Origin of the sequence: Blautia sp. MSK20_18, from assembly GCF_020553125.1 — a bacterium.
GTDB lineage: Bacteria > Bacillota > Clostridia > Lachnospirales > Lachnospiraceae > Blautia_A > Blautia_A fusiformis.
On sequence record NZ_JAJCGR010000033.1, the window covers coordinates 21,742 to 35,894 of the forward strand.

The 14,153-nt window shown below is 39.2% G+C and carries 12 protein-coding genes; all 12 read left to right on the forward strand.

The window, feature by feature from the left end:
- Nucleotides 1-302 precede the first annotated feature (302 nt).
- The 12 genes from LI091_RS14850 to LI091_RS14905 all read left to right on the forward strand — a co-directional run bounded on the left by LI091_RS14850 (nt 303) and on the right by LI091_RS14905 (nt 14,109).
- Nucleotides 303-569, forward strand: coding sequence for a hypothetical protein (locus tag LI091_RS14850; RefSeq protein ID WP_173734354.1), 267 nt, complete (start codon nt 303-305; stop codon nt 567-569).
- Nucleotides 570-698: 129 nt separating this feature from the next.
- On the forward strand, nt 699-1,106 hold the full coding sequence (locus tag LI091_RS14855; RefSeq protein WP_173734355.1) for a hypothetical protein: 408 nt from the start codon (nt 699-701) through the stop codon (nt 1,104-1,106).
- Between the two features lie 171 nt (nt 1,107-1,277).
- The gene (locus LI091_RS14860) at nt 1,278-2,138 is read left to right on the forward strand and encodes a hypothetical protein (protein ID WP_173734356.1); all 861 of its coding nucleotides are present in this window, start codon (nt 1,278-1,280) and stop codon (nt 2,136-2,138) included.
- 97 nt (nt 2,139-2,235) lie between these two features.
- Entirely contained in the window at nt 2,236-3,180 is a 945-nt protein-coding gene (locus LI091_RS14865; RefSeq protein WP_173734357.1) for a hypothetical protein, read from the forward strand.
- A gap of 534 nt (nt 3,181-3,714) precedes the next feature.
- Nucleotides 3,715-4,236, forward strand: a complete 522-nt coding sequence (locus tag LI091_RS14870) for a hypothetical protein (protein WP_173734358.1) — start codon at nt 3,715-3,717, stop codon at nt 4,234-4,236.
- Nucleotides 4,217-4,585, forward strand: coding sequence for a hypothetical protein (locus tag LI091_RS14875; RefSeq protein ID WP_173734359.1), 369 nt, complete (start codon nt 4,217-4,219; stop codon nt 4,583-4,585). The genes LI091_RS14870 and LI091_RS14875 overlap by 20 nt, the downstream gene beginning before the upstream one ends.
- Before the next feature lie 360 nt (nt 4,586-4,945).
- Entirely contained in the window at nt 4,946-6,709 is a 1,764-nt protein-coding gene (locus tag LI091_RS14880) for a leucine-rich repeat domain-containing protein (RefSeq protein ID WP_173734360.1), read from the forward strand.
- Between the two features lie 141 nt (nt 6,710-6,850).
- The gene (locus LI091_RS14885) at nt 6,851-7,453 is read left to right on the forward strand and encodes a hypothetical protein (RefSeq protein ID WP_173734361.1); all 603 of its coding nucleotides are present in this window, start codon (nt 6,851-6,853) and stop codon (nt 7,451-7,453) included.
- 139 nt (nt 7,454-7,592) lie between these two features.
- The gene (locus LI091_RS14890) at nt 7,593-9,362 is read left to right on the forward strand and encodes a leucine-rich repeat domain-containing protein (protein WP_265191309.1); all 1,770 of its coding nucleotides are present in this window, start codon (nt 7,593-7,595) and stop codon (nt 9,360-9,362) included.
- 361 nt (nt 9,363-9,723) lie between these two features.
- A complete protein-coding gene (locus tag LI091_RS14895; protein ID WP_265191310.1) occupies nt 9,724-11,541 on the forward strand; it encodes a leucine-rich repeat domain-containing protein in 1,818 nt (605 codons plus the stop codon).
- Nucleotides 11,542-11,628: 87 nt separating this feature from the next.
- The gene (locus LI091_RS14900) at nt 11,629-13,443 is read left to right on the forward strand and encodes a leucine-rich repeat domain-containing protein (RefSeq protein WP_173734364.1); all 1,815 of its coding nucleotides are present in this window, start codon (nt 11,629-11,631) and stop codon (nt 13,441-13,443) included.
- 321 nt (nt 13,444-13,764) lie between these two features.
- Complete coding sequence (locus LI091_RS14905; RefSeq protein ID WP_173734365.1) at nt 13,765-14,109, forward strand: hypothetical protein; 345 nt, start codon at nt 13,765-13,767, stop codon at nt 14,107-14,109.
- The last annotated feature ends 44 nt before the right edge of the window (nt 14,110-14,153 follow it).

Below are 14,153 nucleotides of genomic sequence, written 5' to 3' on the forward strand. Positions count from 1 at the left end.
TCACCCGGCAGAAATTCTGCCGGCAGGTTTTCGCAAAAACTTTTCTGCCGGAAAAAATTCCAGCATATTATAAAAAAGTAATTTCAGAAAGTGAGGAAAATTCAAATGGTAAATAAAAATACTACGAAAAAAAACAAGGAAAACAAGAAAAAAAATTTCCACTTATTAAACTTATTTGCATCATATTCTTTTTGGTCGGCGTCATCATTTTTGTAATCAGTGTTGTAACTAGTTACAAAACATACACAGGCAGTGAAATTATAAAAGCAAATGTCATCAATGTATCTGGTACGAAAAACGGCATGCTGGAAGTTAAATATCGCTATAGCTACGACAACAAGAAGTATGAAGAAAATGTTAGGCAATCCGTAGACGAAATTAAAGTAGGGGATAAGAAAGAAATACGGATACGCAAAAGTATTCCAGAAAAAATAATTATCACTACAATGACGACCGCAATATGTACTATTATTGCCTTTACCCTTTGTTTTATTGCGTCTTTAGGAGTATTAGTTGCTGTTGCGTGGTTGGCCGATTTGGACGAAGAAATACGAGAAAGAAGATTCTGATATTGAAATTTGACATTGAAAAACCTGCCGGCAGAAATTCTGCCGGTATTTTTTTTCGCAAAAAATACGGCAGTAGCAAAAATCAGGCATATTTCGTACATAGAGAAAAATAAAAAAGGAGTAAAAAAAATGGCCAAACGTATAATCAGACATGCAAAACGAAATAAATTGATGTGGAAGTTGATTCTCTTTGTAATCGTTCTTATTGGAAGCACCGCAGTACTATTCGATTCGCTACAAACGCACCAGCAATACAAAGACAGCCGATTGGTTGATGCGAAAGTTGTGGACATTGCGGGACGCGACAACGGGATAATTAAGGTGACGTATAAATATAAAGTGGGCAAAAAGGCCTACAAATCTTTCAAACTGCAGAAGCCGAAAGAAATTAATATCGGAGACGAGACAGAAATCAGAATCAGTGAAAGTAAGCCTAAAAAAATCTTCACCCATAATAGAGAAGAAGATGCTGTGTTTCCAGAAGTGGCTGCGACGTTTTTATTCTTTGTGTTTGTGACTACGTTGGTTTTTGGATAACGCTGCTACGGAACGCTCAAACCTGGTACCAAACCGGGCAAAGCCGGGAAGACGCCACGAATCGGCACGACGAAGACTTGAATTCAATTTTACTTTTTTTCTCACACTGTTTTTTTTGCATATTGTCTTTGTAAATATAAAAAACAGCTAAAAAGAAAGGAAGTAAAAGAAATGGACAAAAATTACAAACCAAGCGAGAGACAGAAAAAATGCAAGAACGCTTTTCCGTATATGGGGAAAGAAATGAACAAAACATACTGTAGAAAACTGATGCAGGAAAGAAAAGATTCAGGAGAAGATGATATGTCTGTATGCGTCAGCAATGAGCAGTGTGAGAACTGCCCGGACTATGAAAGCCGGTACATTGAGTACCCGATTCAGGTCAACAGCATCAAATGTGATGAGAGAAAACAGTTGATGATGGGACGTGCTGGAAGTCTGGTCAAGATTCGCCCGTGCAATAAAGAATACGGCGGTAAAACATATCTTGGGCTGTATCTCGGAAATCAGCCGTGGTCTCAGACGGTAAGTTATAATAACAAATCAGGTGAACTGACTGTCGGGATGGCGACAAATCCGGCGATTTATGTTTTTGATTTGCAGCGAATCATCTTTGGCGCTGAGAGCTGGTGGGGAATTATCGAAAATCCAGAAGAACTGAAGGATATTACCGATGATGATATCAATAGTCAGTGGTACGTCAAGGCGCTGAAGGCGATGCATAAGGATGAGCCGGAGGAGACAATAGAAGAGAAATTGAAACGTATTTCTGGAGCCGTGAAAGAGCATCCGGAAAACTTTGAGGCGGCCAATAAAATTCGGCTTGGAAAGTATTATGCTTTTGCAAAACCTTTTGACGTTACTTTTGAAAACGGCGAGAGAGAACAGATTTCTGAAGGATGTGTCTGCAGAATTAAAAATGACGGAAACGTTGTTTTTGAGGGCTCTGGCGTGGAAATGTCAGAAAAGACTGCAGAGTATATTAAGAAAAATGCAGCAAAATATCTGGTAGACGTAACAAAATTGTTCTGATTTTTAAAGACAGTGGATTCTTCCACTGTTTTTTTTCTCTCAAAAATCCCGCATATTAAATATACAACAAAACAGAAAACGAAAAGGAGATTAAATTATGGGTATGTATGACACATTAAACGGCGAACAGGTTAAATGCTTTCCGTGGTACAGTTTTGACGTCATGCCACTAGCACAAGCCGGCTTCATCAACGGGCATGGAGGCAGTTTAGCGTATTACGGTGACGGCAGCAAAATCCCTTACCGTTCCCTGGCGTACAATTACGGCAAAAATTTCATCATTTTTGATTTCAATGTTGACCTTGACCTTAATGATGACAGTAACTGGGTCGCTCATGTAATTGAAGACGGACTTCTAAAGGCCTCCGTTTACAAAGAAGATGCTGGTGATGAGTTTGAGGAAATGCTTAAAAGAAGCAGCAAAAATATCAGTTATTACGGTGACGGAAATTTCAAATTCAATTCAATTGCTGACATCAATCAGTATGCTGCTGAGTCTGACGAATTAATGAAAAAGACAAAGAAACTGCATGAGACGGCCGACAAGATTATGCGTGAATGGTCTGACGCATTGAAGGAAGTACGACTCAAAAATATAAAAAAAGGTACTCCCGAGTATGCAGAGTTATCTTCAAAGATGGACCAGTTTTCAATAAAACATACTGCAGAAACCAACAGAATAAGACCGGAAATCGAAAAATTGCGTCAGGATTTTGCTGAAAAATGGACAGAAAAAGAATCGGAAGATTACCTTAAGATGTCTGACTTCGGAGAAAGCATTGAGGCCGGAATTTTGACCATTAAATGCAAAAAAAGGCAGGAAAAAGAATCAGAAGAAAAAATAGCCTCAGCGAAAGAACATGGCTTCTTTGTTGACCGCCAGGAAGAATGTCAGTGTTACTGCAAATACTTCAAAAAAACATACGGAAAAATGCTTGAAAAAGAAGGCGAGGAGTTTTGGGAGAAGTATTTTGAGTGGTGCGAAATTACTGATGAGGAGAGAAAGAAGGTTGACGAGCTGAGGAAAGAACTGGGTGTGTGATATGCGAGCGAAGCCATAAGGCTTCGCTTTTTTGTGTGGATGAGATGGCAACAAAAAAATAAAAATATTTTTCAAAAAACGTCTCTTTGGGAAAATATTTGGCATATTAAATATAGAGGAATGCTGGCGACACATATTAACTGACTTACGCCAGGATTAAACTTTTAGCAAGTATATTACTTGCATCTGCTTACGCAGTACAAAAAGAATACCAGGTTGAAAAGAAACCTTAAGTACTCCAGATATAGAGAATACTCCATACATCAACACCTCCTTGCCTAGTCTTTACGCACAGGAATTGGTCTCCTGCACGTATGGAACTAGACAAGGGGCAAAAAATGCCAGTCAGCACCCTCTGAAAACAGAATAGCAGAAAATGTATTTTGGAGCAAGACAAAATGCAATTTTTTTTAAGGCGAGGCATTTAAACCTTGTCTTTTTTTGGGCTTAAGGGTTAGATTTACTTTATTTTTTTATCTTCCATTCAATTTTTCAGCATACTAAACATATACAGAAAAGAAGGAGACAAAAAAAATGACAAATAAAATCCTCGCAATAGACGTCGGAACTACAGAATCCGGCTATGCAATCATGCAGTTTGACAAAGATGATATTGAACTATTATCATTCGGCAAAATCATGAATGAAGCCATAATGCAGATAATCAAAAATGATGACTATAATCAGTTGGTATATGAACAGTTTCAGAGTTTTGGAATGGCTGTCGGGGAGAGCACAATTGAATCCATCTTATGGAATGGAAGACTTATCCAGGCAGCGATAGACCGGGGTATTCCAGTTGATAGAATCTACCGAAAGGAAGAAAAACTCTGCCTCTGTAATACCCTTCGGGCGAAAGATGCCAATATCCGTCAGGCACTGATTGACCGGTATGCAAAAACAGATAAAAAAAATGGGAAAGGAACTAAAAAAGAACCCGATGTGTTCTTCGGTGTGAAGAAAGATGTCTGGTCGGCGATTGCTGTCGGGGTGACGTGGATGGAAAAGATGGAAGAGGAGAAGAGAGAGAAGGAAAATGAAAAACGATGTGAATAACACAGCAGAAAAACTTGGTGTAAGTAAAGACGAGGCTTCGTCCTCCGACAATAAAGAAAACAGAAATACTGAGATTGTCAACATAAGTATGACGGTAAAACGGTGGTACAGCGTTGCAAATCTTATTTATTCGCTACTTGTTGGGTATGTCTGGGTAAGATATATAATAGGAAACCCAGCAAGCAGAACTATATTAAGGCTGATTGGCAGTATTTTCGTCCTGATGATACTCTGTATTCCGTATGCAGTGAAAGTTGAACCGCTAAAAGCAAAACTGCCAATCTGGCTTGTATGGCTGGCTGCGTTTGCTGCGTTGTTTGCGCTGGCGATTGTTGGGGTTGCAGAATGATGTAACAAGTATTAACGAAGAACGGGAAATTCCAGGCCGACAAAAGGTCGTCCGCATGTAAAATGTCCCGGTTTTAACTTCGCACGCGGGTTTGAATCCCCGTTCGAAGTCCGGTAACGAGTCATGCAAAGCAGGCGAGGCCTCATTTTTAATCTCTGCGCTCAGCCTTACGGCTTCGCTTGACATTTGCTGCGCAAATTGGTACCGAACCGATACGGAGAGGTATCACAAGCCGAAACGGCGAGTTGTAAAAATCTTGGAAAGAAGACAGCCCGGGGAGTAATTCTCCGGGCGTTTTTCTACCTTGAGGATTTTGGCATATTGTAGGTGCAAACAAAAAAAAGAAAGGAAATAAAAAAAATGCGAAAAGAAACAAAGAATGGCGTAATGTATACGTTTGAAGAGGATGGTTTTGCAAATGAAGCGGTTGATGTTGAGGTCCAGCCTGGGATAGAATGTCTTATTTTGCAATATGGTCTTAATATGCCTGAAAGCGAGAAATCATTTCCAGATGTCAAATGCCTGACTATTAAAAAAGATGTTCAAAGAATTGAGATTCCAAATACTCTTTTTCCAAATGTGAAACGTGTGGTTTCAGAGGACCTCAGGAATTTTGAGTCTGGCCGGTATCTTGTCCGCAATATGGTCAGAAGAACATTAAAAAATGTATTCTGTCCGGCAGAAGATGAGGTAGTTGAAATCCCGAATGTGTATTATATCGGAGCGTATGCATTCAAAGACTGCAAGAGCACAAAGATAAGTACCAGAAGGTATATATCATGTGACAAAAATGCTTTTGCCGGTTCTGCGTTCATGGAACAGCCTTTTACACTTGGTGTGAAAATGGCAGGAAGAATCCTGATTGATGTTGACCCGACGGTGGAAGAAGTTATTCTTCCGGATGAAGAGGAACAGATTCTTGCCTTCGCGAAAGAAGTGGACTTAAGAGATGTAAAACATCTTGTACTCCATAATGTAGACAGTCTTGAAAGACTTCTATATGACAAAGGACTTCCTCAAAAAGTGACATTTATTCCTTCGGACAATAATCTGGAAAACTTAAAATACGAAATCCGGCATCTTGCCAGGGTAAGCAGGAATGCTGAATATATTAAGGAAATTGAGGTCATTTCTCCTTATGTTAAGTGTGTAAATGGAATCATATATACATCTGACATGAAAACGATTATCGCATCAACAATGTATCAGACTGATATTGTGATACCAGAAGGGGTAGAGAATATTGACCGCGAAGCGTTTGCCGGCTGTCATCTGACATCAATTAAGCTTCCTGACTCTCTGAAAAATATTAAGAAAGAAGCATTCAGACGATGCATGAATTTAAGAAGTGTAGTATTTGGAACAGGAGTTACAAAGATTCCAAGTTATACATTTGAAAATTGCATAAACTTGGAAAATGTAATCCTTCCTCCAAATCTGGAGAAAATCTGCGATGGAGCATTCAAGAGCACAAATCTAAGCAACATCAAGCTCACAGAAGGCCTTAAAGAGATTAGATATCATGCATTTGACGACACACCAATGCAGGAAATAGTGATTCCTTCCACTGCCAGCCTCAGTGGCAGTGCGTTCGGAAAAAATATGGAGCATATTACGACGCTTCAATATAGTGAATCACTTATTGCTTGCTGCAGCACTGCATACGAGCCGAGATATTCAGAAATTGCCGGATATGTAATCCGTCTGGATTGCGGAGGTAAGACAGCCTATCTGCCAAAATACCTTAAGCCAGGTCTTTACAAGGAATTTCTTAAAACAGTGTCATATTTTTTACAGGATTTCCGCCAGGAGCACTGCGAATTCTGGGAATTTGGATATTCAGCCAAAGGCAAGGAATATGCGGCACTTGCAGAGTATCTTGCTTTCGGTGGCGAAACTGCGAAGGTATATCTCAAAAAGAACTCTAAGCGAATCATCACAAGACTGCTTAAAGAAGGTGATGAAGAAAACGCCGCTGCATTCTTAAAAGCAGGTTTTGTTTCAAAAATCACGTTGAAGACTCTGCTTACAATTGCGGAAAAGAACGATATGATGACGATTAAATCATACATTCTTTCTCAGATTAACGAAAGCGGTATTACAAAGAAAAATTTTTCGCTTTAATTTTGGTAGGGCTGGTGCAAAAAAGCACCGGCCTTCTTTTTTTTGAAAAAATTCAGCATACTAAATATATATAACGGCTCATATCCAACAATGAAAGTATCAGGATGTATGAGCAACAATAAAAAAAGGAGACTAAAAAAAATGGATATTGGAGCATACGCAAAAATCAACGACTTATCAACAATCCTAGATTCTACAGGAATTAACATTCCACGCCTTCGTGGTCTGAGGTTAATGGCAATGGAAGAGAGGATTACAGAAGAAGAGATTAAAGAGATGACTGCTTCAGCAGAAGTTGATGCAGTTGAAGACCTGGTTAGGGCTTGCCCTCCTTGGTCAGTTAATTCTGACTGTCACTCTTACTGCAAGAGAACGGATGACAACTTAAAACGATTCCTGGTCTATACTAAAAATGAAAATGGATACGAAAGGCCAACCGCTGTGAGATGGGGAAAAATCCACGGCAAGAGAAGAAAGAAAATCAAACTGCTTGCGAAGACGCAGATAAGACACATCAGAAAGTCCATAGATACTTTTAATAAGTACGCTGGCAGAAAAGATGTGCTGTACGTTCATGCCAGAATCGGTGGGAATAACTGGGTATTCTGTGGCGGGCAGCAGGTTGCAGAACATCCAGCCTTCATTGAACGAGTGGATGACTGGTGCGATTCAACATATTGCGACATTTACCTGAAAATAGACGAAAAGATTGTTGAGAAATATCTGAAAAAAAAGGAAAAATAACAACAAGGAATGTACGCCAAAGTTACTATTGCTATCCATTTCCCGCTGCAAAAACCGCAGCGGTCTTTTTCGTTTTTATAGTAATTTCCACATATTAAATACGAAATAAAAAAAAAGCAAAAAGAAAGGAATCAAAATAATGGACGAAAAAAGAGATGTTATCTTTACGAAAAGTTTTGACTGTATCATTGACATGGATGTCAAGCATGGCATCAAGAGAGTTGAAATTGATTGTAATGTGTATATGCAGCATACAAAAAAGTCATTTCCTGACGTGGAAGAGCTGATGATTGGACCTGATGTTGATGAGATTTGTATCCCAAATACATTATTTCCAAATGTCCAAATGGTCTATTCAGACAGTATATTTTTTCTAGCAGGAAGATATCTCGTCAAGAAACGCAATGGACGACCGACTCTGCTGAATGCTTTTTGCAAGGATGAAGCGCTGGAAATATCAGTTATCGTAAGTATTGCTGATTACGCTTTGGCAAATAGTAATATCAAAAAAATTCCATACAATTATTCAGCATTAATAAGATGCGAGCCAATGGCATTTAAAGATTCTTATTTTGAGAAACAGCCGTTTGTCAATGGTGTGAAAACAGCCGGAAGAATAATTGTTGCGATTGACCCGGAAGCGGACGAAGTTATACTTCCGGATGAAGAATATTCAATGGCGGTATGTGCTGTTGGAGTTAATCTGGCAGACGTTAAGCACCTGGTAATACATAACCCGAATAGTATATGTGCTTATAGCATCAAAGGTGTACCAAAGGAAGTAACATTTGTTACCACTCAGGAGACACATTATAATCACATTATCAATGTGATGCATGCAGCGAAACCAGGTGATGGATATTATGTTGAAAAAGTCAATATTATAGACAAAAATGGCAAATTTGTGGAAAAAGACGGTGTCGTATATACAGCAGACATGAAAAGACTGATTGCGTGCTCACTGAGCGTGACTGACCTAGTAATCCCGGAAGGAGTAGAGGAAATCATTTCTTATGCTTTTGCAAACACGCGCATCAAAAACGTCAAGTTTCCTGATTCACTTGCTATTTTGAATGAAAATGCTTTTTATAAATGCCGAGAGCTGCAAAATGTAGATTTTGGCTCTGGACTGGATATAATAAAAGGTTTTGCATTCCAGAACTGCACCAGTCTGACTCATGTTAAACTACCGCCTCAAATGAAATCAATTGAACGATATGCTTTCGGTGACAGCGGTGTTAAAAACGTTGAGTTGAACGAAGGGCTGCTGCTAATCCACGAAGGAGTATTTAGCGGCTGTAAAATTGACGAGTTGAGACTTCCTGATTCACTGGAAAATATTGGAACGTTTACTGATGCCTCCGGTATTAAGTGTATTAAGAGCAGTCACTTTATTAAAGATATTCCGCTTAATGCATGCCGTACAGGTGCTTCATCATATCTGTATGATGATGAATTTGATGTGGTCTTCCGATACGATTGCGGAGATAAGACAGTATTTCTTCCGAGATTTGTTAAGAAGAGCGATTGCTACGAATTCCGGACAGTGATTGAAGGTTTTTTGCAAGAAGGCTACAAATCTAGCCTGAAAAATCTGTCTCTCTATAAATATGCAAACACTATCGAAGGCAGAGAACGCACGGCATATCTGGAATATCTGGAATTTCATGGAGAAGAGCAAAAGGCCTTTCTAAAAAAACACGGAAAACAGGTATTCATGATGCTGCTTGAGGAATCTGGTGAAGAAGCGATTAAGTTTCTTGGACTTGGTATCCTCACACCAAAGGCAAAAAAGGATATTCTGGAAATTGTCATCAAAGGAGAAAATTATGCACTCAGCGCTGCCGTTCTGGAAGCGATAAATGATGGAAAAGGTGCAAAAATTCCAAAAAACAAATTTTCAATCTAACGTCCTGAAGCTGTAATACCGGCAAGAATTTTGCCGGTATTTTTTTGTTGAAAGTGATTTTTGCCGATATCCGGCCATCTGTTTTGCCCGCAGTTTTCCGTCTGTCGATGCTATGATGTAACCATCAGCAGGAAGGAATAGCGCCTTCCAATACATAAAACGGATTCGCAGTTGTAATTCCTTTCTTTGTTTCTAGAAAGAGCCGCGGCAAAAGCCTGCAGCGGTCTTTTTTGTTTTGCCGGCAAATCCCGCATATTAAATACGAAAGAAACAAAAAAGATTTTAAAAATATTTACAAAAAAATGTTCAAAAAAAACTAAAAAATATTAAAAAATCTTCAAAAAGAAAGGAAAAATAAAAAATGAAAAACGAAAAACTATATCCAAAAGAAAAGCAAAAAGGAGTTGTTTTTTATCGTAATAAGCTTGCATCTCAGGATATGTCTGAAGACCCGGAGGACATTGATGCGATTGATATTGATGTTGATGACGAAGTGAAAGAAGTTGTGATTTGCTACGACCTGATAATGGCAGATAGCAAAAAGAGCTTTCCGAATGTGGAAAGTCTGGTCATTAAGAGTAATGTGTTTGAAATTCGGATTCCGAACAGTCTGTTTCCAAATGTGAAATGGGTCCAGTCTGAAAGAGACAGGTTCAAGACCGGCAACTGCCTTGTTCTGGATGAAGGAAATATTTTTTGTACTCTGCTTAACACTTTCTGTAAGAAAGAAGGGGAAGTGATAAAAATTGATGATATTACTGCAATCAAAAATGGAGCATTTTCCGGATGTGAGAGTACTAATTTGACTGGCGCGATTGATGTATACTGCGGTGATGATATAGAACCTGATGCATTTGCGGGGTCTGCTTTTGCAAAACAGCCGTTTGTTAATGGCGTTAAGATGGCAGGAAATATCGTGATTGATATTGACAAAACCTCTGAAGAAATTATCATTCCTGATGACGATTACGAAAAGGCAATATTTATAGCGAATACTGATTTAACTATGGTTAAGAAACTCGTGGTCCATAGATATGAAACAGCAAGACAGGTTAATTATGACACAAAGTTTCCTGAAATGCTTGTCCTGGACACCAATGATTCGCTGAGTGGTGTCGAAGTAAGAGAGCTTGCACATATGTCTTCTTCAGCGGTATCGCATCTTAAATATTTTTCAATTTCAAACCAGGATTACAAAACAATTGACGGAATTGTTTATACAAAAAGTGGAAAAATGGTTGTTGCTGGTTCGCTTGGACTGAAGCATGTCGTGATTCTGGAAGGAGTTGAAAAACTTGGCCATTCTGCTTTTCGCAATTGTAAGATAAAATCAGTAGTGCTTCCTGATTCAATAGACAGAATCAGAGCAAAGGCGTTTTGCCGGTGCAAGAATTTGGAATCAATCAAATTTGGAAATAATATAGATACGATTGAAGACGGCGCATTCGCTGAATGCTGCAGCTTAAAGCACATAGATATTCCCGCAGGCATTAAGACAATCAACGATTACGCCTTTTTAGACAGCGGTTTGGAGAGCATAGAACTCCACGAAGGCCTGATGTATCTTGGACGAAAGGCCTTTTTGGGAACAAACATTGAATCTGTCCATCTTCCTGCGTCTATTAAAAAGCTGGAATACAACTGTTTTGGCTCTAATCTGAAAGAACTCACGATGGAGACGTTTCCTTCTGGCTTTGGAGCGGCATGTATAATGGCACCCGGTCCATTTGGCACTGATGACAACATCATGAAGGTATATTGCAACGGAAAATACCTGTATTTTCCGAGACATATAAAACCTTCAATGTCATCTGATGCAATTGATGAGGTGGAGTACTTCTTCAAGAATCCAAGGATAAAGGCTGCATCAATGTGGGAGTATGCTTTCTCGATTTCATGCCAGGAAAAAGTGGCCTTGCTGGAGTATCTGGATTTTGGTTCAGAATCTGCGAGAGCGCATATAGAAGAATATTCGTATTATATCCTGTCAAACATGATACAGGAAGGCAGCGAAAAATTTGCCGCTAAGATTGTTGAAACCGGCCTGGTGTCAAATGATATACTGCAAAAGATGATTCCAAAAGCAGAAAATGCAGAAATGTTTACACTAAAAGCATATATGCTGAATCAGTTAAATCTCAATGGAGTTCAGGAGGAGAAAATTTCGTATGCCATTTAAGAACAGGTGAAACGCCTGTTCTTTTTTTTACCGTAGAAAATTCGGCATATTGTGTGTATAAAAACAAAAAGAAAGGAATTAAGAGAAATGGAAAAAACAGGATGTTTAACTGAAGTATTGGAATCAGGAATCGTAAAATATCAGGATTTGGACGTAGGTGTGACAAGGTATCACAATAGAGAAAATAAGTGTGATATTGACCTTGATGTGGAGCCCGGTGTAAAAATGGTGGAAATATTTGCCAACTTAGAGATGCCGGACAGCGATAAGTGCTTTCCTGATGTTGAAAGGCTCGTGATTGCTGATGGCGTTTATAGTATTGAAATTAAAAACGAGCTCTTTCCAAATGTGAAAAAAGTGGAATCACACAGCAATTATTTTATATCACATGAGTGTCTTATTAAAAAAGTCTGTAACCCAAGTAGTATGATACTGCTTAACACATTCTGCAAGGATGAAAATGATTTTATTACGATTAATCAGGTAGACAGGATTGCAAAAAACGCATTCCATGGATGCAGATGTACTAACGTCAGAGGAACGCATAATATTAAATGCTGGAAGAACGTGGAAGAAGGCGCATTTGACGGCTCTGCACTGATAAAGCAGCCATTCGTGAATGGACTTAAACTGGTTGACACTATCGTCATCGATATTGATTACAACCAGGACGAAATCATCCTTCCTGACAGTGATGGAAGAAGCCTGAAGTTTATAGAAAGCATCAAACTGACAAAAGTAAAGAAAATGGTAATCCACCGTCTGGATTCGCTCAAATGGGTAAATTATCATACCGGATTTCCGCAGAATCTCGTTCTGGACGTTGATTGTTTTGTTGACCCGGCAGACCTGATTGATATGGCGAAGCTTAAAACTTACGATTATTATGTTCACACTTTTGAAGTACGGAGCCCCGATTATGTTACTATTGACGGTGTCGTATATACACAAAATAGGAAAAAAGCCGTCACCTGCGATGCTGATATGGAAAACCTGGTAATCCTTGATGGAGTGGAAGAAATAATCCCGTTTGCTTTTTCAGAAGGGCAGAAACTTAAAACAGTAAGGCTTCCGGATTCTCTTGAAAAAATCGGAATGAATGCTTTTGAGCTATGCCGACAGCTTCACAGGATTGACCTTGGGGAAGGGGTGACCATTATTCCGGATTCTTGTTTCGAGAGATGTACGGAATTAAAGACAATCACACTGCCTCCGCAGATTAAAGAGATTAGGCGCGAAGCATTTTGGCTGTCGGGTCTTGAGGTCATCAATCTGAATGAAGGCCTGGAGCGCGTGCACGACAACGCTTTCGTTGGTACGTGTATTGAATCTATTAAGATTCCTAAAACCGTGCAGGATTTTCCCAAAAATGCAATTTCTCATAGCATGAAAAATATTACTATGGGCTCTTACTTACCTAACGTAAAAATCGGTATCATCGAATCATACAGACCCGGAAGCAATACCGACACAATAGCAATACTACACTGTGGCGACAAACACGCGATTTTACCATTGTATACGAATAGTACTACTTACAGTAAATATCTATTGGCTATAGATGAGTTCTTTAAGAATGAAAGTATCAAGCACACTGAATTCTGGCAGTATGCATCCACTGCAAAAGGCAAAGAAGATGGCGCTTTGGAAGAGTATCTCTTTTCCGGAGGCGGAGACGCAAAAGATTATATAAAAAAGAATTCTAAAAAAATTGCGTTAAGGCTGATTGCTGAAGGCGAAGAAGAGAAACTGGTGAAGCTGTTAGAGACCGGAGTCGTTTCCAAACCAACATTGAAGGTTATTCTGCCGAATGTGAAAGAGCAAGACATGACAGCGGCACAGTCGTATGTGTTGGAGCAATTGAACAAAAAGGGGATTTCAGAAAATAAGTTTGCGATTTGATTTTTCTTGCTAAAGGCTGGCGCGAAAACGCTGGCTTTTTTTGCGTGGGAAAAACACGAGGCAGCAGCGCGGCCGGATAAGCCGGATAAGAGGATGTTGGCGTATGAAAGACTGAGTAGAAAACGAAATGTGTTCACCAAACAGAGCCAAAAAGTGTCGTGTAGGATACAGAATTTAAAAAAACATTCGCGAAAATTTCAGGTTAACCAAAAATACAAACATACTACAAAAAGAAACAAAAAAAATAAGCTCAACGCCTCAGCTATTCATCCACTGTCTGTTGGTGTCGCATGCTGCCCGCAAACACAAAGAGGAGAAGAAATGGAAGAAAAAGTCAACGAAAAAGTAATAATAATTTCAGCAAAAGACTTAATAAAAGAAAAATGTATTATTTCGTATATAGAATCACTCACAGCTGAAGACATGGTATCTCTTGTCATAGAAGACCCGGACAGAAGGCTGACAGATAATATCCTGCTTGCCATTGCGTCCAGCGATAGGATTAAAAATCTTGAGATTAAGGGTAATTTCAGATACAAATGCGTTGATGGTATTGCCTACAGCAAATCAATGGTAGAGCTGATTGCCTGCCCAACAGGAAAGACTGGAAAGGTGATGATTCCAGAGGGGGTAAGGATAATCAAGGCAAGAGCGTTTAGGATTTAAAGCGGGAATCCTCGGTTATTCTATATCCGAGATGAAAGCGCATA